The sequence below is a fragment of the Psychrobacter sp. bablab_jr014 genome (assembly GCF_016464015.1).
Taxonomy (GTDB): domain Bacteria; phylum Pseudomonadota; class Gammaproteobacteria; order Pseudomonadales; family Moraxellaceae; genus Psychrobacter.
The window spans coordinates 60487-83995 of the sequence record NZ_JACDXT010000021.1; the positions used below are offsets into that span (position 1 = coordinate 60487).

Below are 23509 nucleotides of genomic sequence, written 5' to 3' on the forward strand. Positions count from 1 at the left end.
AATGCAAGGAACTGCGCTATTCTCAATCTATAGCATACATTAAGGCGTTCGCTGGTTTTGACCGTCCAGCACCCTCTCTTTCATCAATAAACTATGACCAGCCAAAAGCAAGGAGTAACTCATGTCACACGATGAAAATAAACAAGCACCGACCAAATGCCCACATGCCGCACAAGGTGAGCCACCAGAAACCAACACTGCCTATGACAAAGGCGATGGACACGGCCCAACGATTCATAGTGAAAATGAAGACCACTCACACATACCTGAGCGTCCAAGCATAGGTCGCTGTCCTGTCATCCATCAAGCCCACACCACGCACGCCTCAAGCAGTACCGACTGGTGGGAAAATGCTTTAAACCTCGATATCTTGCACCAGCAGGATAAAAAGACCAATCCGATGGGCGCAGACTTTGATTATGCCGAAGCCTTTAAGTCTTTAGATTTGGAGGCCGTAAAAACAGATTTAAAAGCGCTTATGAAAGACTCACAATCGTGGTGGCCTGCCGATTGGGGACATTACGGTGGCTTGATGATTCGTATGGCGTGGCACTCGGCGGGCACGTATCGCCGTGCTGATGGACGCGGCGGCGCAAATACGGGCAACCAGCGCTTTGCACCGCTTAACAGTTGGCCTGATAACGTCAACCTTGATAAAGCGCGTCGTCTGCTGTGGCCGAAATAGAAGACGAGCCAGAAGGCGCGGACGTCGCGCAGCAAGGCTTCGGCTGGCACAATCCAAAAGGTGCAGGCCGCGCGGGCGATACGGTATCCAGTGGTATCGAAGGCGCATGGACGACCAATCCTGCGCAGTGGGATCACGATTACTTCAAACTGCTGTTCACCTATGATTGGGAATTGACCAAAAGTCCAGCGGGTGCATGGCAATGGGAACCTGTCAATATCCGCGAGGAAGACCGTCCTGTAGATGCACATGATCCGAATGTACGCCGCAACCCTATCATGACTGACGCGGATATGGCGCTCAAAAAAGACCCCACCTATCGCGAAATCGCTGAGAAGTTCCATGCCAATCCTGAATACTTTGAAGAAGTCTTATCGTGGCTCGGACTATCGCGGCGGCGCAAACGGTGCTCGTATTCGCCTTGCCCCGCAAAAAGACTGGATCGGCAACGAGCCTGAGCAGTTGCAGCGTGTATTGAACGCTTTAACACAAATTCAAAGTGACTTTAAGGGCAGCAACGATAAAGACGTGAGCCTAGCGGACTTGATTGTGCTGGCAGGTAATACCGCGATTGAGGCGGCAGCAGAAGCAGCTGGCGTGCCAATAAGCGCACCCTTTACCAGCGGACGCGGGGATGCGACAGCAGACATGACCGATGCTGAGGCCTTATGCGCAAGATGACAATCAAGAGAAATTCGTGCAAGACTTCATTGCGGCATGGACAAAGATGATGAATGCGGATCGATTCGATATTGCTCATAAGGCTTAATATCTTCGTATGAGAACCGCTAGCACGCGCTAACGTTTATTCTATAGACATGACACGCCATTGTCGCCGCTGCGATGGTGGCGTTTTTTGTTTCTTATAATATTGCAAAAACGCTATTAATTACTGATGGTTAGTTGATATTGCAATATGTTCAGTCAAAAAAAGTATAAATAAATCGTTATTTAGTATATACAAGAATAAAAGCGCTATTTTACACTGTGCGCTTACAACGCTCGTTAGCAAATCTATCATAATCGAGCCGTTTCTTTTGAATGAATGCTTTATTCATTTATTAAGCGACTTATCTTTGATAATTTTACGTAACGTGGTCATACAGCGCAGACGCTTTTCGCATCGCGGTTTTTTTAGATTAGGAAGCATTATGGCAATTGATGTGGTCGTCAATCAAAGACACCTACAAATCCAGCTCAAGCAATTAGAGACCGTCTGGCATACGGTGGTCAATGGCTATAACCTTAGCCAAGCTGCAACCGTACTGCACACCAGCCAGTCAAGCTTATCTAAACACATTGCTGCATTGGAAAATCAGCTCAAAACTGAAGTTTTTGTGCGTCAAGGCAAACGCCTGACTGGCCTAACCCCGATGGGCACTGCGCTAATGCCGCATATCGAGTCTATCTTTGCTGAGATTCGCACGATTGAAAATCTTAGCCTTGATTTTAATAACCCCAATACAGGCACGCTGACCATCGCCACCACGCACACTCAAGCGCGTTATGTGCTGCCACAGGTGGTTAAGGCGTTTAAGGCGCGCTTTCCTAAAGTCAATTTGATTTTGCAGCAGGCCGATCCTGAAACCATCGCGCAGATGGTCATTCGCGGACAGGCAGATATCGGTATCGCTACCGAGTCACTGCTCCATAACAGTTATTTGCGCTGCTACCGCTATTACGATTGGGCGCACCGTATTATTGTACCCAACGATCATGAGCTTGCGGGTATGGATAGTATTGATTTGCCGACGCTTGCCAGCTACCCTATCGTGACCTATCACGGCGGCTATACAGGGCGCGGTGCGATTGACAAAACCTTTACGGCGGCAGGTCTAGAGCCTGATATTGTCTTAGCTGCGCTCGATGCAGATGTGATTAGCACCTATGTTGGTTTGGGTCTTGGGATTGGCATTATCGCTGAAATGGCCTTTGAGCCAAGCCATTACCAAAACCTGACTGCCATTCCTGTTGACCACTTTGGTCGCTTTACCAGCTGGATGGCAGTACGTGATGATGCCGAGATTCGTCAATACGGACGTGCATTTATGGAATTATGCCAGCAACAATTTACAAATTAATTGTTACTAACGACTCTTAGTCCTTATCGACATATAAGTCGTTGTTAATGCACAAAAAAATATGACGTGAATACGTTCAAAGCAAGATACCTTAGGCGATTATGAGGCTTAGGATTGTATAGTTCGCGTAGAGTTTCCTGTGCTCGCCCTTGCACGAGTGATAGAATACCTACAGGAACCTTATACAATCCTAACTCTATATATACTTTGTGTGAGTACGAAGACGGTGTTAGACGTCTGATATAGGCTTGTGGTCTGTTCAGTTTTTGCCTACCACCCCGTGCTCTTAGCCATAAGTGGTATCTTCATATGGAAAAATTCGTCGCCATTATTATGGCAATATTCGCAGCCCCCTTATTGTTAGGTGGGGCTTATCTGCTATCGCTCGGTGGCAGTCCTTATTATGTCGTGGCAGGCATCATGATGCTTGGCACGGCTTTTTTGTTATTCAAACGCCATTGGAGCGCGTATGGGCTGTACGCGCTGTTCTTGGTGATTACCGTAGCATGGGCGCTATGGGAATCAGGCTTTTATTGGTGGGCGCTCGCGACTCGCGTTGGCTTCCCCATGATCTTTGGTCTACTGATGCTGTTGCCTTGGGTATTTCGCAAGATGCACGGTGGCGCCGTATCAACCAATGCGCAAACACCAGCGACCCATGCAGGCAAAACCCCGCTATATTATTGGGGCTTATTGGTGACTATTGTGGTCGGTGGTTTATTGTCTTTTGGCAGTATTGCAAACAATGCAACAGACAAGCTTGGGCAGCTTGACTTGAATGCTGACAATGCCGCTAACGACGATGCACTCAATCTCGGCGATCCACTATCTACAGGTGAGCAAACGCCAGATGGTGAATGGAGCGCTTACGGCCGCACCGATTATGGTCAGCGCTACTCGCCACTTGACCAAATCAATACCGAAAACGTCAAAGACCTTGAAGTTGCTTGGCAAATTCAGACAGGCGATGTCAAAGGCCCTAACGATGTGGGTGAAACCACGTATCAGGCAACGCCACTTAAAATTGGTAACGCCTTATTTATGTGTACGCCGCACAACTGGGCATTGGCGCTTGACGCGGATAGCGGTGAACAGCTGTGGAAGTTTAACCCTAAAGTGGGCGAAAACTTGCAGCGCCAGCATCAAACATGCCGTGGCGTCTCTTACTACGCAGGTCAAGGCAATGCGCCTGCGACCGACATCACGCGTGTCAGTGCGACAGCAAATGATACCCAAGCAGCTGCTAACGCTAATACCAGCCCTGCCAGTAACAACACCGCAGGCACCAATCTGGTTGTAGAAAAAATCGAAGGCAACACCTTTGAAGGTGAAAGCACACAATGTGATGCTAAGATTTTTATTCCGTCATCAGATGCCAAGCTCTATGCCCTTGATCCTAAGACGGGCAAACGCTGCCAAGGCTTTGGTGATGATGGCGAGCTGGACCTCATGCACAACATGCCGTTCAAGCAGGCGGGTTACTATTACTCTACGTCACCACCTATCGTGGCAGGCGGCGTGATCATTGTCGCAGGCGCGGTCAATGATAACTACGATATCAACTCGCCCTCAGGTGTCATCCGTGCTTATGATGTCAATACTGGTGAGCTTAAGTGGAACTGGGATTCAGGTGCGCCTGAAGACACCACCCCACTTGATGTCAATGACCCAACCCAAACCTATCGCACCAGCTCGCCCAATTCATGGTCGACGGCCAGTGCCGATGAAGAATTGGGACTTGCATATTTCCCAATGGGCAACCGCGTACCTGATCAATTGGGCAGCTACCGTACCCCAGAAGAAGAAAAATACGCCACCTCTGTCGTCGCACTGGACTTAAAAACAGGTCAAGCGCGCTGGGTACAGCAGTTCGTGCATCATGACCTTTGGGACATGGACACGCCAGCACAGCCAACACTACTGGATCTTGACACCAAAGATGGCAAACAGCCTGCACTGGTTGTACCGACCAAACAAGGCGATGTATATGTGCTTAACCGCGCGACTGGTGAGCCTATCTTGCCGATTAAAGAGCGCCCTGCACCCCAAGGTTACTTGGTCGCAGGTGAACACGCAGCACCAACGCAGCCTTATTCAGCGCTCAGCTTTTCTCCAGATGACTTGACGGAAAAAGACATGTGGGGCGCAAGCTTGATTGACCAAATGATGTGCCGCATTGAGTTTAATAAACTCAACTACGATGGTCGCTACACGCCACCATCAACCAATGGCACGCTGGTTTATCCAGGTAACTTTGGTACCTTTAACTGGGGTAGCCTCGCGGTCGATCCTGAAAATGGCGTCATGTTCGGTATGCCAACATACCTAGCGTTCACTTCGAAGCTGATTCCCAAAGAAAATCTTGGTGATGCTGAGACCAATAAAGGCGAGCATGGCGTAAACGCCAATGAAGGCGCTGATTATGCTGTAGAAATGGGCCCCTTCTTATCGCCACTTGGCGTGCCTTGTCAGCAGCCACCTTGGGGTACAATTGCAGCGGCTGACCTTGCTACTGGCGAGATTGCTTATCAGCGTAAGAATGGTACGGTACAAGACTTATCGCCCATTCCACTCAAGTTCGAATTGGGTGTGCCAGGCATCGGCGGTCCAATCATCACTAAAGGCGGCGTGGCATTCTTGTCGGCAGCGACCGAAAACAACTTCCGCGCTTATGATCTAAAAAATGGTGATGTGCTGTGGAATGTACGTATTCCTGCAGGCGGACAGGCCACGCCAATGACCTACCTCAACTCAAAAGGTGAGCAGATGGTCGTCTTGGTCGCGGGTGGTCACGGTTCAGTCGGTACGAAGATCGGCGATTATGTCATCGCGTACAAGCTAAAAAACCAGCAGTAAAAAATACCAAACGTGTTTCTTCTATAGCGCGCGTTTGGACAGATTGTTAATAAATGATAAGAGCAGATGCCCCGCGCTTCTGCTCTTTTTTATACTTGTTATTTTTTCATTTTACTTAGCCGTGTACGTGACACATGAGATTACTGACCAGTCATTTATCTTGAAAGTACCACGATAAACAATCATATCTATAGCCAAGAAACATACAAACCATTGGATCATTTATGACAACGACTATTCCTTTATCCTTTTTAGACCTTGCTCCTGTTCCTGAAGGCAGCAGCACAGCTGACGGTATTGCACAAACAGTCGATATGGCAAAACAAGCAGAAGCTATCGGCCTCAACCGCTATTGGCTCGCTGAGCATCACAATATGCCAGGTATTGCCAGTGCTGCGACCGCCGTTTTGCTGTCACATATTGGCGCACAGACCGAACGTATCCGTATTGGTTCAGGCGGCGTGATGCTGCCCAATCATGCGCCTTTAGTAGTGGCAGAGCAATTTGGTACATTGCAGGCGCTTTACGGCGACCGTATCGACTTAGGTTTGGGACGCGCTCCTGGTACTGATGGCGCCACCTTTCAGGCATTGCGCCGCCAGCACAAGGACGCCGAGCGTTTTCCGCAAGATGTGCAAGAGCTGCTTCATTATTTGAACGATGATGGCACACACGGACACGTACATGCTTATCCAGGTACTGATTCTAAGATTCCATTATGGATACTGGGTTCATCATTATTCGGTGCGACACTAGCGGCGCATCTGGGCTTACCGTATGCCTTTGCCTCACACTTTGCGCCTGATATGTTGACGCATGCGGTACAGACGTATCGTGAGCAGTTCCAGCCGTCTGCTTATTTGGATAAGCCCTACGTGATGATTGCAGCCAATCTACTGTTGGCTGACGATGAGGAAACAGCGCGCTATCATTTTACCTCCGCACAGCAGAGCTTTGTACATTTACGCCGTGGCGAGACAGGGCAAATCCCGCGTCCAACCAAAGATATGGGCGGTATTTGGAGTGATGCGGAGCGCATGATGGTTGAGCGCGCGTTGTCGGTTTCATTTATTGGTACACCTGAAACAGTACGTCCAAAACTAGAAGCCTTTATCAATACCCACCAACCTGATGAACTGATTGTGACTGCCAACGTACATGACCAAGCCGCTCGTCTGCACTCATTGTCACTCGTACCTCAGTTAAATTTGTTTACTTTACAATAGTCTGGGCGGCTTGCATAATAATAAAAAAACAACGATAGGATAATAATTATGGAAGCCTCCCCTTTTATTGGTTCGACCATCTTTTTTTATATTTTGGCAATCCTCGTCGTGATGATTATCGGCGGTTACTTTACTTATAGAAGTGGCAAACGCAAAAAAATAGAGCAAGACAAAAGAGATGGCTTGTAATTAAAAAGCCCATTTATTCGATAAATATGATCTGAAAAAAAAGCCCGCGCTTTATTAAAGGCACGGGCTTTTTTCTACGCCTTTATTTTATTGAACGCGAGTACCGATATTATTTTTTAATGCCATTTGCGCCACATCGAGCGCTACTGCCGCATCAAAGCGCGCCGCGCCAACAGACTTAAACAGCGTCATGTTTGTTTGCGCTGGCGCAATAGCGCCCGTCACTAATCCTTGCAAGTCGCCTACGATATCCGACCATATCCACGGACAATCCTCTGCCGCATCTGCCTGAATTAAATCACCTGCTTCGTGACGACTGCCTTCGCGGTCATCGACAATCACGTTGCTTTGGGCAATCACCTCATTACTGATTTCTTTCATTGAAGGTTGATACGCGCCGACTGCATTGATATGGACATCAGATTTAATAGACTCGGCATCGAACAGACCTTCGGTTGCGCGGGTGGCGACATTAATAATGTCTGCCTCTTGAATCGCGTCTTCAATCTGCTCGCAAATCTGCATAGAGACGTTCCACTGCGGATAGTCTTTGGCAAATTGCGCCTGAAAGCGCGTCGCACCCTCGGCACTACGATTCCACACATAGACCGTGTCGATATCAGGACGCACGGTCAAGACAGCGTTGAGCTGCTCGTATGCCATACCGCCGCAGCCAACGACCGCCACACTTTTGGCATCTGTTTTTGCTAAGTACTTGGTAGCGACACCTGACAGCGCGGCTGTACGCACTTGTGTGATACAAACGCCATCCATCACCGCCAGCACTTCACCGGTATCATTATTAGAAACCGTAATTATGGCTGTAGTGGTTGGCAGATTGCGGCTGGGATTGTCAGGGCAAATGGTCACAAGCTTGACCACAGCATATTCATTGTCGCCATCGTACAGCGTGGCAGGCATGGACAAATGAGAGCCTGAGCTGTGCGTATCATCGGCGCTAAAGGTAGGAATCACTAAGCGCTCAGGCGATTTGACCCAATCTGGATGTTCCACTTGCTGCTTGAGCAAGCGCTCTATTGCTTCAATTGCTGCTGGCATTGTCAGATGCTCTGTAACTACCGCTTGATTCAGCCACTGCATGTTTGCTTCCTTTGTTATTCGATGTATTGTCCGTTTTTCACCACACTGACTGCCAATGTCTTAGCAAAGCAACAAGGCACGCATCAGCTATCATGCCGTGCTCATGGTGAGATGGCAATGCCAAAGAATGAATTTTGTCGATTTTTATAATTTTTTTGATTTATATCCAGCCCAGTGAGCGTAAAACTGCTGCCCCAATCGCCATACCAAACAGCGAAAACACAGTGGTAAATGCTAAGATATTCGCCGCCAAGATGTCATTACCGCCCATCGCTTTTGCCATAACATAGCTGGCCGCCGCCGCAGGTGACGCGACCATTAAGAACAGCACTGCCAAATGCACGCCACTTAACCCAAACAATAAGCCAACCACCACCGCCACAATAGGCGCGACCACAATGCGACCAATGCTCGATTGCATGGACACGCCAGATAAGTGCAGCATGGACTTGATATTGATACTCGCACCCGCGCAAATCAGCGCTAAAGGTAGCGCCACCCCTGCCAGCAAGTCACCTGTGGTATGAATCACGCCACTGATTGGCGGTAGTGGCAATGCTTTATAAACAAAGGCTGATACCAATGCGATAATCAGCGGATTGGTAAAGATTTTTTTGATGACCATCATGCTGCGACTGACCCACGTATCCTCCGAGCTTTTGGAGATGCGGCTTAAGGTGATTACCGCCAAAATATTAAACAGTATCGTTACCACGCCCATATAGACCGCACCGATACTGAGCCCCGTCGCGCCGTAGGCATTGTCTACCGTTGCCAGACCAATAATCGCCATATTGCTACGGAACACCCCCTGAACGAACACCCCTTGGTCAGCAGGCTCACGCACAAAATATTTGGCGTACAGCTCGGCACCAAAGAACAGCAGCAACGTCACAAGTACGCCAGCGGCAATCAAGGTCACTTGTTTGCCGTAATCGACATCGCTATCGACGACACTAAAAAAGAGCAAACACGGCAAGCAATACGTAAATACAAAGTTGGAGGCTTGATCAATAAAAGTCGGACCGACCGTGCCTTTTTTTTGCATAAATACCCCAAGCGCCATCAAAAATAAATTGGGGAAAACAATGGTTATGGCAAAAATAATGGCTTCGATCATAAGATACTCACACTTGGCAGACAGTTGTAAAAACGATAGATGGCAACATTGCAAGGCACTGCTTACCGACCGAGTAAAAATAACATCAAAGACAAGTACAACCAAGAACTGTAAATACGATGGTAAATAAAAGGAAAAATAAAGAGCAAAATATGGTTGCTTATATTTATAAATAACTACGCGCTTTTATTAAAAGAAAAAGGTATTTATAGCAAAAGTAGCAAAGAACCTATCCTTGGTATATTGATGCTTGAAAGGTAAAAAATGGCAATGGTTGCCCAAAAATAATGACCTGATATCACTTAATATCAGGTCATCAGCAGCGGATAAGATTTAGTATACGACATATTGCCGATTAAAGGGCACGCATAAGTTTAGGAAGTTTGTAGCGCTGCTTTGGCTTTTCTATGCTTTTTAAGGGTCATGGCGAGCAGCTGTACCGCCGCTGGTGTCACACCGCTCACGCGCCCTGCTTGCGCCAAAGTAGCTGGGCGCACATGGCTAAGCTTTTGTACGATTTCATTGGACAGACCAGATACAGCGCTGTAGTCAAAATCAACAGGCAGCGCGGTGTTTTCTAGGCGCTTCATTTGCTCGATATCTTCTTGCTGACGGTCGATATAGCCTGCGTATTTGACAGAGATTTCAATCTGCTCGCCCACGTCGTTTGTCACGTCCGAATCGGTAATGGTGGCAATGTCACTAAAGTTAATCTGCGGACGTTTTAGCAAGTCATAGGCCGTCGATTCTTTTGACAGCACTTCACCTGTGGTGTCGGTCAGCTTTGCGCCCAAGTCATTGCTTGGCGTTGCCCAGAGTGCTTTTAGACGCGCGGACTCATTGTCAATCGCGGTCATTTTGTCTTGATAGGCTTGCCAGCGCGCATCGTCCACCAAGCCAAGCTTGCGCCCAATCTCGGTTAGACGCTGATCGGCATTGTCTTCACGCAATAGCAGACGGTATTCAGCGCGGCTCGTGAACATACGGTACGGCTCGTTGGTGCCGTGGGTGATAAGGTCATCAACGAGTACGCCTAAGTACGCTTGGTCACGGCGCGGCGTCCATGTGTCATAATCAGGGTTATTGGTGGTCACCAGTGCGGCATTTGTCCCCGCCAGCAAGCCTTGAACGCCCGCTTCTTCATAACCTGTCGTACCGTTGATTTGTCCTGCAAAATACAAGCGCTCAATCGACTTGGTCTCAAGCGTGGGCTTGAGGCTTTGCGGGTCAAAATAATCGTACTCAATCGCGTAACCTGGGCGGGTGATGTGTGCGTTTTCAAGCCCTTTCATGCTATGGATAAAGTCAAGCTGCACATCAAACGGCAAGCTGGTCGAGATGCCATTAGGGTACAGCTCGTGTGTGGTCAAGCCTTCAGGCTCAATGAAGATTTGGTGACTGTCTTTATCGGCAAAGCGATGAATTTTGTCTTCAATCGATGGGCAATAACGCGGTCCCACGCCTTCAATTTTGCCTGAGAACATTGGCGAGCGGTCGAGATTGTCACGGATGATGTCGTGCGTACGCGCATTGGTATGCGTGATGTAGCAATTGACCTGCTGCGGGTGCATCTCAGTATTGCCCATATAGCTCATGACAGGCAGCGGCTTATCACCAGGCTGGACAGTCATAACGCTAAAGTCCACGCTACGCGCATCGATACGCGCGGGCGTGCCTGTCTTTAGACGACCGACGGGCAGTTTTAGCTCGCGCAAACGATCCGCCAGTTTAATCGCGGGCTGGTCACCTGCACGACCACCGTGCGAGTTTTCTAGACCGATATGAATCACACCGCCCAAGAACGTGCCTGAGGTCAAGACGACGGTTTCGGTTCTAAAGACGATACCTGTCGAGGTCACCACCGCTACGGCGCGACCGTTTTCGACCAAAATATCATCGGCGGCTTGTTGGAACAAATCAAGGTTCGGCTGATTCTCTAATGTATGGCGAATTGCGGCTTTATAAAGAATACGATCTGCCTGCGCGCGCGTGGCCCGTACCGCCGCGCCCTTGCGGCTGTTCAATACCCGAAACTGAATGCCCGCCTTGTCCGTTGCCAGTGCCATAGCACCACCAAGCGCGTCAATCTCACGCACCAGATGCGATTTACCAATACCGCCAATCGCAGGGTTGCAGCTCATCTGCCCGAGCGTCTCGATATTGTGTGTCAACAGCAGGGTCTGTGCGCCCATACGTGCTGCCGCCAATGCCGCTTCTGTGCCTGCATGACCGCCGCCGATGACCACCACGTCGTAATGTTTTGGGTATTGCATATCTGCCTCACTTGTCTAAGTGATCGACGTGCGCTCCTGCACCATCACTTAACCTGATAAAAAACCAATTGCCGCGCGTCACTACGCAAGCTTGTTTGAAGTAACCGATTATTATAGCAATTTTTGTGCCTGATAAACATAGCCAGCGCAAGGATATCGCTGTTTGTCATGAATAACTGATAGTAGAGCTTAGATAAAATTGACATAGCACAAAACATACGCGCAATTAAATACTATTTTTCTTGCTTGCTGTGACTTCGTCTCCAGAGGCGGCGAAAAACAGTATTTAATCTCGCTGTACCATTTTTAAATTAACTGAGCTATAGGCTAAACAGCATTCACCTAACTATGACTTAATAAACCGTCAAAACAGCTGACTTACTGCACATTTGGATTGCTAAGCGGCACAATCTGCTCTTCTTTGCCATTCATATACGCGCTGCCCAACCCTTCAGGATTGTCTTTGAGATAGTCCTCTAAAATACGCGCGGCTTCCTTATCTCCTGTATAGGTAATTGCTTGCTGAATCTCAGCCACAGGCGGTACAGGCAGATTTTTTAAAAGCGATAAGCGCTGATGATTGTCACCCTCAGCAATCACAATATCCACGAGCTGACGAATATCAATCGGCAGATCGAGCGCACTTTGCGCAATCAAGGTCAGGTGATACGCGCCTGCCGCATCTTGGTCAGTGACGATGCGCGTATGAATGGCGCTATAGGTCTTTTCGGTCGCCCCGCCTGCCACGCTTAGCTTATGAATACATTTAAGCGCCGAATAAGGCTCGTTTTCAGCCAGCTCAATAATCGCTTCGGACGCGCTTTGCATACGCGCACGGCGAGCCGCCAATAGCGCATCTTCTTGATCGTCTTGGGCGGTCGCATCTGGCTGGGTATTGACAGTATCTTGGCTCATAAGTCTCTCTTTTTATTAATGGAATAGGCTAACAAGAAACGCAAACGAAAAATTGCTGTAAAAACAATCATTAAGGCGTTGCGCCTGTCTTATTTGCTTTATATAGGGGCGCAGCTCACGAAAGGCAAGGCAATAAAAAGCCCAAGACACACTCAGGCGGCTTGGGCTTTTTTAGGCGTATCACCGATAAGCGACTATTACGCTGCTGGGCTGTTCGCCTCAATCAGTGGTTTTAGCTCGCCTGATTGGTACATTTGCAAAATGATGTCTGAGCCACCCATCAATTCGCCGTCAATCCATAGCTGCGGGAATGTTGGCCAGTTGCCGATTTGTGGCAAGGTTGCGCGGATTTCTGGGTTTTCTAAGATGTTTACAAACGCAAAAGGACGACCGACTTGGGTCAATACTTCAATCGCTTTGGCAGAAAAACCACACTGTGGGAACTGCGGTGTGCCTTTCATGTATAGCAATACTTTGTTTTCTTTGATTTGGTTGCGAATCATTTGTTCGACGTCGGTGTTTGGCGTGTTGTCGCTCATAAAAGCTCCTTAATGATGGCTTTTGGGTAAAACGTATCAAAATAATGATATAAAAAATGGGTCAAATCGTAAAAGTGGACAGTAATCAACAATAGCTATCACCAAATAACTGTCACCAGTCACGATGACGCGGGCTACGCGTTACATGGGGCGGGTGCGCAGTAATTACAAGCATACGAGGGCAGAAAAGCGCCCTGCGCGTAAAAAAGTGTCCGATTATACCGCTTTTGGTGTTAATAGTACCACGGCGCTTGCCATAATGCCTTCTTGACGACCTGTAAAGCCCAGTTTTTCGCTGGTCGTGGCTTTGACACTGATATTACTGACATCAACTTGTAGGTCGGCGGCAATATTTTCCCGCATCGCTTGATTGTACGGCGCGATTTTTGGGCGCTCACACATGATGGTGATGTCGGCATTGCCGAGCATATAACCTGCTTCTAGTATCTTGCCATACACGTAGCGCAAGAGCACGCGTGAATCAAGCCCTGCATTATTGGCATCGGTATCGGGAAAATGCTGCCCGATATCGCCCATCGCCAGCGCACCGAGCAGCGCATCGGCTAAGGCGTGTAGCACCACATCGCCATCTGAATGCGCAAGTAAGCTGTGGCTGTGCTCGATATGCACGCCCGCCAGCACCACATATTGCTGCTGCTCGCCATTATTATGAAAGGCATGTACATCGATACCTTGACCGATTTTTATCATAAAAGTTCCTCAAATGGTTGGGGCGCAAATCTGACAGCGGCAGTCACTGTACGCGCACCGCCACAGGTTCAACCCGCCTGCATTAGCTGTTATAATAGGTCGCCTATTTTATCATAAGTTGTTGAGCCAGTTTATGTCAGCTATCATCACCGCGCAATCTGTAAGCCCCATCTCTGCCCGCCCTGCCCTTAATCTGTCTGATATCGAGAACCCAAAGCAAACACGCGTCATCGTCGGTATGTCAGGCGGCGTCGACTCTTCGGTCTCTGCTGTGCTATTAAAAGAAGCAGGCTTTGTGGTCGAAGGGCTGTTTATGAAAAACTGGGAAGAAGACGACGGTACCGAATACTGTACCGCGATGGAAGATTTGGCAGACGCGCAAGCGGTGTGCGACAAAATCGGTATTCCACTACATACCGCCAATTTTGCAATGGAATACTGGGATCGCGTCTTTGAGCACTTCTTAGCCGAATACCAAGCAGGACGCACGCCGAACCCTGATATTTTGTGTAATAAAGAAATCAAATTCAAGGCATTTTTGGATTACGCATTGACACTAGGCGCGGATTATATCGCCACAGGTCACTATACCCGCCGTAGTACCAATGAGGCGGATGATGGCATGACCACCGCGCAGCTGCTACGCGGACTTGATACCAATAAAGATCAAAGTTACTTTTTGCATGCGGTCGGCGGGGATAAAATCGCTAAAACCTTATTCCCTGTTGGCGAGCTAGAAAAACCTGAAGTACGCAAGATTGCTGAAGCGCATGACCTAATCACTGCTAAGAAAAAAGACTCTACGGGTATTTGCTTTATCGGTGAGCGCCGCTTTAAAGAATTTTTGCAGCAGTATCTGCCCGCACAAAATGGTGATATCGTTACCGATGACGGTCATGTGATTGGGCAACATGATGGGCTGATGTATTATACGCTCGGTCAGCGCGGTGGTATTGGTATTGGCGGGGTCAAAAATCGCCCTGAAGAGCCGTGGTTTGTGCTTGCCAAAGACCTAGAAAACAATCGCTTAATTGTCGGTCAAGGTCATGACCACCCGATGCTCCAAAGCACCGAGCTGACCGCGTACAAGATGGATTGGGTCGCGTGCCAGCCACCAGCAGCTGTCTTTAGCGAAGAGGGGCTGTATTGTACGGCAAAGACCCGCTATCGCCAGCCTGACCAAGCATGCCGCGTCTTTGCCCTTGATGACACAGGCAGCAATGTGCGAGTGGTCTTTGATGAGCCGCAGCGTGCGGTCACTCCTGGACAGTCGGCAGTATTTTATAGCGGCGCGGTGTGCTTAGGCGGCGGCGTGATTTCTGATATTAATGCACCGCGTGAGATTTAAAACAAATCAGTGTAGTCAAAAATAAATAAAGTCTAACTGCGGGCAGCGACGATTGCCGCAGTTAGCACTTACAATGCTACTTTTAACATCACGATATGCTTCAAAATTTTGTGTTTGTTCTTTTTGTCTTTATTTTGAGTCTATTTTACTCCTACCTACTTATCCTAATAATCCACAGACAAACCTGCAATTGCTGCCTTTTTCGCGTCTTTTTTTGCTATAATTGCGCCGAAAAATCGTACCGTATTCGGCTTTCATTCATTTTTTTGATAATTCAAAGGCAATACCATGACCCCACTTACCGCACTCTCTCCCATTGATGGGCGCTATGCGTCTAAAGCTGACAGCTTGCGTCCTTACTTGTCTGAGTTTGGTCTGATTAAAGCGCGTGTGACTGTTGAAATTCGTTGGTTACAAGCCCTAGCGGACAATGCCGCTATCGGCGAGTTGGCTGCATTTGATGACGAAACTAATGCGTTTTTAAACCGTATTGTTGATGAGTTTAGCGAAGCGGACGCGCAGCAAATCAAAGACATCGAAGCGACCACCAACCATGATGTCAAAGCGGTTGAGTACTTTATTAAAGACCAGTTCCGTGGTCAGCCAGCGTTGGTAGACTCGCTAGAATTTATCCATTTTGCCTGCACCAGTGAAGACATCAACAACCTATCATACGCATTGATGCTCAAAGACAGCCGCACTGTGGTACTACAAAAAATGCAGCAAATCACCGATGCCATCGCTGACCTTGCGACCACGCACGCAGCACAGCCAATGCTGTCACGCACCCACGGTCAAACCGCCAGCCCAACCACATTGGGTAAAGAGATGGCAAACGTCGCTTACCGTCTTGCCCGTCAAGTCAAGCAAAGCGCGGAAGTCGAATTGCTGGGTAAAATCAATGGCGCGGTCGGTAACTACAACGCGCACCTATCTGCCTACCCTGATGTGGATTGGCAAGCGCACGCCGAAGCCTTTGTTACTGAAAGTCTAGGGCTTAGCTTTAACCCATACACCACGCAGATTGAGCCACACGACTACATCGCAGAGCTGTTTGACGCGGTCAAGCGCTTTAACACCATCTTGATTGACTTTAACCGTGACGTTTGGCAATACATCAGCTTGGGCTATTTCAAGCAGCGCCTAAAAGAAGGCGAAGTCGGCTCATCAACCATGCCGCACAAAGTCAACCCAATCGACTTTGAAAACTCAGAAGGCAACCTTGGCGTCGCCAACGCGATGCTGGCACACCTTGGCGAAAAATTGCCCATCTCACGTATGCAGCGCGACCTGTCGGACTCAACCGTACTGCGTAACATCGGTGTGGGCTTGGCGCAAAGCATGATTGCTTATGACGCGTGCCTAAAAGGTATCGGCAAACTCGAAGTCAATCCAGCGCGCCTAAACGCGGACCTCGACGACGCGCAAGAAGTCTTGGCAGAACCAATCCAAACCGTCATGCGCCGCTACCGCGTTGAAAATCCGTATGAGAAACTAAAAGCACTGACCCGTGGTAACGCGATGACGCGTGAAGCGATGCTCGCATTCGTAGAAAGCGATGAGCTGTCAGCGGTCAGCGATGCGGACAAAGCCCGTCTACGCGATATGACGCCAGCAACCTATACAGGTAACGCTGAAGCCCAAGCCAACGCCATCCATGAGTGGCTGGCTAAGCTCAACGGCTAATCGCCAAAGTGTTAGTTATTTATGGTCGGGCGTGAATGTAGTGCGCGTCAATGAGACTAAAAAAGTATAAGTAAACGCAAGACAAAACGGGCATACCTGATTGGGTATGCCCGTTGTGATAAGATGGCTTGAAAATATAGCGTATAAATACAGATAAGGCGTTAGGGCGTGTCTTCAATTCAAACGTCTCTGACTAAATGGGCTAAAAATGGCTAAATCTTTGGCAAACGGTGTCAAATAGCGGGTTAATATCTCGATATTGCCTGCGCTATTTTCCTTGTTTGCCTTTAATTTATCTCATTTTTATCACCATTTTTAAAACGAAGACACGCCCTAGTCTTTGTCGTCGTCCTTATCATCACCGCCTGGGGTGACGGCTTTGGCGACCGCGACGGTGCCTTTGACCAGCCCTTTTCCTGTTTTGTAGGCGATTTTTACAGGGACGGTGACCACTTTATGGACGCAGGCTTGTAAGAACAATGTGCTGACCAGCAGCATGACGACGGATACTTTTTTCATAACGACCCTATAAATAATGAAGTGGCGCAGTAAAGGCGCAGCGCTAGTTATCAATCATAAACCATTGATACGCTTTTCTAAAGTAGCAAATTGCCCCGACCGCCCCTCTTTTTATGCCCTATCTTTATTATTCTTTTGCCATCTGATTTTTTTCTATTCACTTTCTTGGATACGACTATGACGACTTTTCCGCTATGTTTGCCTGAAGGCATCACGCCTGAGATTTTTTTACGTGACTATTGGCAAAAAAAACCACTACTCATTAAGCAAGGCTTGCCCCAGCTGGCAGATATGTTTGAGCCTGAAGACATTTTAGGTCTGGCACTGGATGCAGAAGCCAGCGCGCGGTTGCTTACCGAGCGTCAAGGCGCGGCGAACGGCGTTTGGCAAATGAAAAAAAGTCCGCTTGAGGAGAGCGATTTTGACAACTTGCCAGCCACGTGGACGGTCTTGGTACAAAATATGGAACAGTGGTCGCCTGAACTTGGCGCGTTGTGGCAAGCCTTTGACTACATTCCGCAGTGGCAGCGCGATGATATCATGGTGTCCTACGCCCCAAAAGGCGGCTCGGTCGGCAAGCATTATGACGATTATGATGTGTTTTTGGCGCAAGGCTATGGGCAGCGCCGCTGGCAGCTGGGCAAATATTGCGATGAAACGACCGAGTTTGTCGCAGGTGAGCCCATCCGTGTATTCGATGACATGGGCGAGATTATCTTTGATGGGGTTTTAGAAGCGGGGGATGTGCTGTATGTGCCGCCCAGACTGTCGCATTACGGTGTGGCGCAGGATGACTGCCTGACCTTTTCATTTGGCTGCCGTCGCCCCAATTTGATGCAAATTATCGACAGCTTTGCCGATATAGCGACCAATGACCCCAGCCTATTTGTGCCTATGTTATTACCGCAAAGTACGCAGACATCAGGGGCATTAAGTCAAAGCAGCATTGACGCGATGCAGGCTCAGCTACTAACCATGATGCAATCTGACGCTGGGCAAACACTACTGCGCCAAGCCATCTGCGAAGTTGTGAGTAAGCGTGGCTATGATGTGCTGATACCAGAGGAGATGCTAAGCAGCGACGAGGTAAAAGACGCCCTTGCCGACGGTGCTGTATTGCGTCCTGATTACAGCAGCCGTTTACTGTACACGAAAACTGACACGGATGTGCAGCTGTATGCCAATGGTCAGCGCATTGATGGCTTGGATGATACCGCAGCTATGCTACTTGAGCGCCTTGCCGATGGTGACAGCATTACTGCTAATGATATTACCGCGCTCGACAATGACGCACTCGATGAATGGCTAGAAAATGGCTGGGTTTGGCTAGACACGGGCGAATAACTCGATTTGCTCTATTTTAATTGAGCGCATAAAAAAAACCGATAGCTATTGCGACTATCGGTTTTTTTATTGGATGACCGATTTTTTCAACTTACCTTAGAGCAAGAAGAAATACGCCCACATACCGACGACGACTGTCGAGATGATATTTAACACCAGACCGACTCGCATCATCTCGGCTTGCTTGATGAGACCTGTACCAAACACAATCGCGTTCGGTGGGGTCGCCACAGGCAACATAAAGGCACATGATGCCCCGATACCAATAATCAACACCAAGACTTCACGCGGCAAGCCCATATACTCAGAAATAGCTAAGAATACGGGTACAAGCAGCGCAGCTGACGCTGTGTTTGACGCAAATTCTGTCAAGAAAATAATAAATGCCGAAATAGCAAGCATGACCACCAATAGCGGCGCAGTTGATAACCCATTAGCGACCGTCTCACCGAGCACTAGCGACGCACCAGAGGTTTTTAGGATATTTGACAGAGCAATACCACCACCGAACAGCATGAGCACGCCCCAGTCAGTATTGTCTGACACCTGCTTCCATGACACCAAACCAAAGCTCACAACCGCCACGGCAGCCAAGAGCGCGATGATAGAATCGGTATCTGAAATACCAAATGCTTCGCCAATCTGCTTTGACAGTATCCAGCTGGCCGCTGTTGCAACAAAGACAACAATGGTGACAATACGCGGCTTATTCCATGGAATATGGTCGTCCTCGACCATCTCCATCTTACGATTTAGATTGGGCTTTAATACCACATACATTGCACCAAGCAATACAGGCAACAGCACGAGCATCATGGGGATACCGAACTTCATCCAATCGACAAATGCCACGTCCAACGCCTTAGCGGCAATCGCATTCGGTGGTGAGCCGACAATCGTACCCAAACCACCCAGACTTGCCGAATAGGCAATACCGAGCAGGACAAATACGAACGTGCCACGGTCTTTTTCACGGTCAACTTGAGTCAAGATACCGAGTGCCAAAGGCAGCATCATCGCTGTCGTCGCCGTATTGGATATCCACATGGACAAAAACGCGGTCACGCCAAATATCAGCAGTACTGCGGTACGCAAGTTGCCGCCCGCCATGGATAATATTTTTAAGGCAATTTTTCTATCGAGCTGCTGTACGTGTAGCGCAGCAGCCAGCGCAAAGCCACCAAAAAACAGGTAAATGATCGGGCTAGCAAAACTTTGTAGTCCTGTCTTGGCATCAAAATCAGGGATACCAATCAACGCACCAACCACGACCACAAGTAGTGCAGTAATCGTGACGTGCAAAGCCTCAGTCAACCACAACGTACCGATGAATACCAGCATGGCTAGCCCTTTGTTGGCACTGTCTTCAAAGGGCAGCACCTGATATAGTACGATACTCACAATCGCTGCAATTATCGCTATAATTAATCCTTTTCCCGTACCTTTTGGAAAGGTATCGGTGAATAGATATTCATTACCATCATCTGGCAAATGACTGTCTAATTTTTTTTCTGACATAACATATCCTTATATATTCAGAATGTCTGCACATCCTGTAGATAAACCAACCCCTCCCTTATTATCATTATTCATTGCCACGTTTTACACGACTACGTAGCGTACCCTATAGCGAATCAGGAGCCAAAATTGGTCGCATCATCATATCAGAATTGTATCTAATGAAACACTATTGATGCTTTATACAGATGACTGTTAAAAATAATCTGCGATGGTTGTGGTTCTATGACTGGTTTATTATTATTGAAAGATAAGTTACATAAAACTATAAAAGCCTGCTTTTTTGTCTATATACAACATAACTGGGGTAGCACATACTTAAATGGCTGATATTTAAAGTCAATTTTTAAACCTTTATATCATGAATAATCATTATCATAGAACAGATAAAACATACGACCAAAAACAAACTAGGAGCATCTCATGAGTACGGACAACCAGACAGACCAAACCACCAAAATGGCGCGCAAAGACATCAATCAAGACAACTTAGCAAAAGAAGACCAGCAGCATACGCAAGACTCAGCGCTAGACATGATGCAAGGGATGCATGAGCACGAAGACCATGACGAAGACGACGTCAAAAAGCCTGACGACAGCGAGTAACGATTGGCATCAGATTGTCAATAGCACCTATCGTATGCCATGACAATCAGCACAATAAAGTAGCGGAAAAACAGGGCTTTTTGGGTCTTAGCCGCTGCTTTTTGGTGTCTGATATTTTTTATTTTTAAAACTTTTGTTTAATTATTTTAAGTGGATTCTTTATTGTCCCGCGTCTCTGGTAATCGCTCAGAAGCCAAGCTATAGAGTATGGCTGCCAGCAGCACAATCGAGCTAGGCACCAGCAGCGCTGCATAGCCAATACGCGCATACAAAAATGCGCCCAGTACCGCCCCCGCGCAGAAGCAATACCAAATGATGGTCTGAAATGCCAAGGTTGGTTTACTGATGCGCCGACCTGCCAGCCAATTGCCAATTGCTGCGCCCATATCCGAGGTCAAGCCCGTCAAGTGCGTGGTACGAATGACCGCGCCGCTATAAGTGGCAATCATCGCATTTTGTAGCCCGCACGCCATCGCCGCCGTCAGTTGTCCCAAATAATCGTGCTCTTGATACAGCCAATAGCTGATAAAGAGCAGCGATGCCTCAATGTACAGCGCCCGCCCATAACGCCGCCCAAGCTTTAGTGACGTCTGCCCAATCACAAAACCGCTGATAATCGCGCCTGTCAAAAATGCCAATAGCGATGCGCCGATATACAACAGGCTGCGTGCGTCAACATGTGCGATGGCTGCCGCAAACAGGCTGACATTGCCCGTGACATGCGATACCGACAGCTTGGTAAAGCCCATCAATGCGGCGGTATTCACACAGCCTGCACTAAAGGCAAGTATCGCCCCGCCCCACAATATCCATCTTGGTAACTTTGTAATCATCGTGACCACCTACAGCGATTGGTATGCGCCAAATTGCGTCAAGATTATACCTTATTCTGACTGGGGATTTTTATCCTGATGCGTCGCTTGGTCATCGTCATCCTGTCATATAAAAAAAGGCAACCCTCATGGCTGCCTTTTTTGTTTATCCATACGCGCTTGGCGCAATTACTCTGCGTCTTGCTGCGGCTCTTCCATCATCATCAGCTGTTCACTGATAGCCACGGTGTTAAAGCCTGCATCGACAAACAAAATCTCACCTGTGATGCCTGATGCCCATGGTGATAGCAAGAATAAAGCAGCATTGCCCACTTCCATTTGGCTCACGTTGCGTTGTAGCGGCGCAATTTTTTCGCTGATATCAAGCATCTTACGGAATGACTTAATACCACTTGCCGCAAGTGTACGGATAGGACCTGCTGAGATGGCGTTGACGCGGATGCCTTCGCCGCCCATTGAGGCTGCTAGGTAGCGCACGCTGGCTTCTAGGCTGGCTTTTGCCATACCCATGACGTTGTAGTTTGGCAATACTGAGATGCTGCCTTCATAGGTCAGGGTCAGCATGGAGCCATTACGCTTAGCAAGCAGTTCGCGACCTGCTTTTGCCAGCGCGACAAAGCTGTAGCTTGAGATGTCGTGCGCGATTTGGCTGCCTTCACGCGTGGTGGCATTGGTAAAGTCGCCATCCAACTGATCCATCGGCGCAAAACCAATCGCGTGTACCACGCCATCAATACCATCGCCCCAATGACCAGCGACTTGCTCAAAGCACGCCGCGATAGAGTCGTCTGACGCCACATCACATTCGATAACCATATCTGCTTCGAACTGCTCGGCTGCCATATCCACGCGTTTTTTGATTTTTTCATTGGGGTAAGTCAAGATTAATGACGCGCCTTCGCGGTGCAGGGCTTCTGCAATCGCCCATGCGATAGAGAGTTTACTGGCGATACCAGTAACGACAAAACGTTGTCCTTGAAGTAGCATAACAGCTCCTGATTGACCGATGGCACAGCCTCGGTAAGCGGGTGAAAAATAAAAAAAGAGGTAAATTTAAAATTATCTGTCGTGTAATGTTTGGATGTGCTGCCCCATTATACACAAATTGCGTTAAGTAAACACTCGTAAACTGTCGCGTCTATTATTTGTCGTATCCTGCCCAATCGCTTGATATATCAAGGCATACTGACCCTTTGTAGCCAATGAAGGCGCGTACAGTGGTATGAAGTTGAGCAAATTTCAAGTATAATCGCCCTGTTCCGAAGCTTGCACAATTTTTACAAAAATCCTTTACAACCTAGGATTTATCGCTAAGCTATACCCACATTTTGGATGGCTGCCAAACTTATGAGTAATACCCCAACAATCGCTTCAGATTACCAACAAAGCGTTGAGTCGTATCGTCAGTTGATTGAGTCGACTGGTGAAGACTTAGAGCGTCCAGGCCTACTCGACACGCCAGAGCGCGCTGCCAAGGCCTTTGGCTATCTGACCCAAGGTTATCATCAAAACTTAAGCGACGTGGTCAATGATGCGGTGTTCCCATCAACCAACCGCGAGCTGGTATTGGTACAAAATATTGAATTTTACTCACTTTGTGAGCATCATATGTTGCCCTTTCATGGGGTGGCACACATTGGCTATTTGCCAAACGGTCAGGTTCTGGGCTTGTCAAAATTTGCGCGTATCGTCGATATGTACGCTCGCCGCTTACAGATTCAAGAAAATTTGAGTGAGCAAATAGCTCAAACCATCATGGATATCACAGGCTGCCGCGGCGTAGCTGTGGTGATGGATGCCGCGCACATGTGTATGATGATGCGCGGGGTGAACAAACAGCACTCGACCACCCGTAGCACCGCGATGCTGGGCGAGTTCGTCCATGACGTGCAAGCGCGTAATGAATTTTTGGGTGCCGTACCCAAGCGCCAACCGTCGTTTTAAGCATTTGCTACAACG

19 protein-coding genes and 1 pseudogene are annotated in these 23509 nt (G+C 48.3%); 10 read left to right on the forward strand and 10 right to left on the reverse strand.

The features are described 5' to 3' along the window. Nucleotides 1-262 precede the first annotated feature (262 nt). The 5 genes and pseudogenes from JIE71_RS06570 to JIE71_RS06590 all read left to right on the forward strand — a co-directional run. Nucleotides 263-1342: pseudogene (locus JIE71_RS06570) on the forward strand (peroxidase family protein); the annotation flags it as partial. Nucleotides 1343-1836: 494 nt separating this feature from the next. Further along, nucleotides 1837-2766, forward strand: coding sequence for a LysR substrate-binding domain-containing protein (locus JIE71_RS06575; RefSeq protein WP_199507939.1), 930 nt, complete (start codon nucleotides 1837-1839; stop codon nucleotides 2764-2766). 309 nt (nucleotides 2767-3075) lie between these two features. Then, complete coding sequence (locus tag JIE71_RS06580) at nucleotides 3076-5622, forward strand: membrane-bound PQQ-dependent dehydrogenase, glucose/quinate/shikimate family (protein WP_199507940.1); 2547 nt, start codon at nucleotides 3076-3078, stop codon at nucleotides 5620-5622. A gap of 224 nt (nucleotides 5623-5846) precedes the next feature. Further along, nucleotides 5847-6848, forward strand: coding sequence for an LLM class flavin-dependent oxidoreductase (locus tag JIE71_RS06585; RefSeq protein ID WP_199507941.1), 1002 nt, complete (start codon nucleotides 5847-5849; stop codon nucleotides 6846-6848). Nucleotides 6849-6896: 48 nt separating this feature from the next. Beyond that, on the forward strand, nucleotides 6897-7037 hold the full coding sequence (locus JIE71_RS06590; RefSeq protein ID WP_199507942.1) for a hypothetical protein: 141 nt from the start codon (nucleotides 6897-6899) through the stop codon (nucleotides 7035-7037). Between the two features lie 87 nt (nucleotides 7038-7124). Here JIE71_RS06590 and JIE71_RS06595 read toward each other — a convergent pair whose 3' ends face one another. The 6 genes from JIE71_RS06595 to ispF form a co-directional block, all read right to left on the reverse strand. Beyond that, nucleotides 7125-8138 (reverse strand): ornithine cyclodeaminase family protein, encoded by a 1014-nt coding sequence (locus JIE71_RS06595; protein WP_199507943.1) that lies wholly within the window; start codon nucleotides 8136-8138, stop codon nucleotides 7125-7127. A 160-nt stretch (nucleotides 8139-8298) separates the two neighbouring features. Continuing rightward, the gene (locus JIE71_RS06600; RefSeq protein ID WP_199507944.1) at nucleotides 8299-9258 is read right to left on the reverse strand and encodes an AEC family transporter; all 960 of its coding nucleotides are present in this window, start codon (nucleotides 9256-9258) and stop codon (nucleotides 8299-8301) included. Between the two features lie 374 nt (nucleotides 9259-9632). Next, a complete protein-coding gene (mnmG, locus tag JIE71_RS06605; RefSeq protein ID WP_199507945.1) occupies nucleotides 9633-11531 on the reverse strand; it encodes a tRNA uridine-5-carboxymethylaminomethyl(34) synthesis enzyme MnmG in 1899 nt (632 codons plus the stop codon). A 378-nt stretch (nucleotides 11532-11909) separates the two neighbouring features. Beyond that, nucleotides 11910-12446, reverse strand: a complete 537-nt coding sequence (locus tag JIE71_RS06610; protein WP_228284571.1) for a hypothetical protein — start codon at nucleotides 12444-12446, stop codon at nucleotides 11910-11912. Nucleotides 12447-12643: 197 nt separating this feature from the next. Beyond that, the gene (gene grxD, locus JIE71_RS06615) at nucleotides 12644-12985 is read right to left on the reverse strand and encodes a Grx4 family monothiol glutaredoxin (RefSeq protein ID WP_199507946.1); all 342 of its coding nucleotides are present in this window, start codon (nucleotides 12983-12985) and stop codon (nucleotides 12644-12646) included. Nucleotides 12986-13201: 216 nt separating this feature from the next. Then, nucleotides 13202-13696: a 2-C-methyl-D-erythritol 2,4-cyclodiphosphate synthase gene (gene ispF / locus JIE71_RS06620; RefSeq protein WP_199507947.1), complete on the reverse strand. Its 495-nt coding sequence runs from the start codon at nucleotides 13694-13696 to the stop codon at nucleotides 13202-13204. A gap of 133 nt (nucleotides 13697-13829) precedes the next feature. Between ispF and mnmA the strand changes: the two genes are divergently transcribed. Together mnmA and purB are read left to right on the forward strand one after the other, a co-directional pair. Further along, nucleotides 13830-15044 carry a tRNA 2-thiouridine(34) synthase MnmA gene (gene mnmA, locus JIE71_RS06625; RefSeq protein ID WP_199507948.1) on the forward strand — a complete coding sequence of 405 codons (1215 nt, stop codon included), beginning with the start codon at nucleotides 13830-13832 and terminating at the stop codon, nucleotides 15042-15044. Between the two features lie 288 nt (nucleotides 15045-15332). Continuing rightward, complete coding sequence (purB, locus tag JIE71_RS06630) at nucleotides 15333-16730, forward strand: adenylosuccinate lyase (RefSeq protein ID WP_199507949.1); 1398 nt, start codon at nucleotides 15333-15335, stop codon at nucleotides 16728-16730. Nucleotides 16731-17063: 333 nt separating this feature from the next. Here purB and JIE71_RS06635 read toward each other — a convergent pair whose 3' ends face one another. Beyond that, nucleotides 17064-17249, reverse strand: coding sequence for an NF038104 family lipoprotein (locus tag JIE71_RS06635; RefSeq protein WP_199507950.1), 186 nt, complete (start codon nucleotides 17247-17249; stop codon nucleotides 17064-17066). 177 nt (nucleotides 17250-17426) lie between these two features. Here JIE71_RS06635 and JIE71_RS06640 point away from each other — a divergent pair, with 177 nt between their 5' ends. After that, entirely contained in the window at nucleotides 17427-18593 is a 1167-nt protein-coding gene (locus JIE71_RS06640) for a cupin domain-containing protein (protein WP_199507951.1), read from the forward strand. Between the two features lie 96 nt (nucleotides 18594-18689). Here the strand turns inward: JIE71_RS06640 and JIE71_RS06645 are convergent, their stop codons facing one another. Further along, the gene (locus JIE71_RS06645) at nucleotides 18690-20111 is read right to left on the reverse strand and encodes an SLC13 family permease (RefSeq protein WP_199507952.1); all 1422 of its coding nucleotides are present in this window, start codon (nucleotides 20109-20111) and stop codon (nucleotides 18690-18692) included. 423 nt (nucleotides 20112-20534) lie between these two features. Here JIE71_RS06645 and JIE71_RS06650 point away from each other — a divergent pair, with 423 nt between their 5' ends. Continuing rightward, nucleotides 20535-20717, forward strand: coding sequence for a hypothetical protein (locus tag JIE71_RS06650; protein WP_199507953.1), 183 nt, complete (start codon nucleotides 20535-20537; stop codon nucleotides 20715-20717). A 146-nt stretch (nucleotides 20718-20863) separates the two neighbouring features. On the opposite strand, the gene JIE71_RS06655 is transcribed toward JIE71_RS06650, so the two are convergent. Both JIE71_RS06655 and JIE71_RS06660 read right to left on the reverse strand, forming a co-directional pair. Continuing rightward, nucleotides 20864-21550: a YoaK family protein gene (locus JIE71_RS06655; RefSeq protein WP_199507954.1), complete on the reverse strand. Its 687-nt coding sequence runs from the start codon at nucleotides 21548-21550 to the stop codon at nucleotides 20864-20866. 168 nt (nucleotides 21551-21718) lie between these two features. Further along, nucleotides 21719-22537, reverse strand: a complete 819-nt coding sequence (locus JIE71_RS06660; RefSeq protein WP_199507955.1) for an enoyl-ACP reductase FabI — start codon at nucleotides 22535-22537, stop codon at nucleotides 21719-21721. Nucleotides 22538-22897: 360 nt separating this feature from the next. Between JIE71_RS06660 and folE the strand changes: the two genes are divergently transcribed. Beyond that, nucleotides 22898-23494: a GTP cyclohydrolase I FolE gene (gene folE / locus JIE71_RS06665; protein ID WP_199507956.1), complete on the forward strand. Its 597-nt coding sequence runs from the start codon at nucleotides 22898-22900 to the stop codon at nucleotides 23492-23494. Nucleotides 23495-23509: the final 15 nt, after the last annotated feature.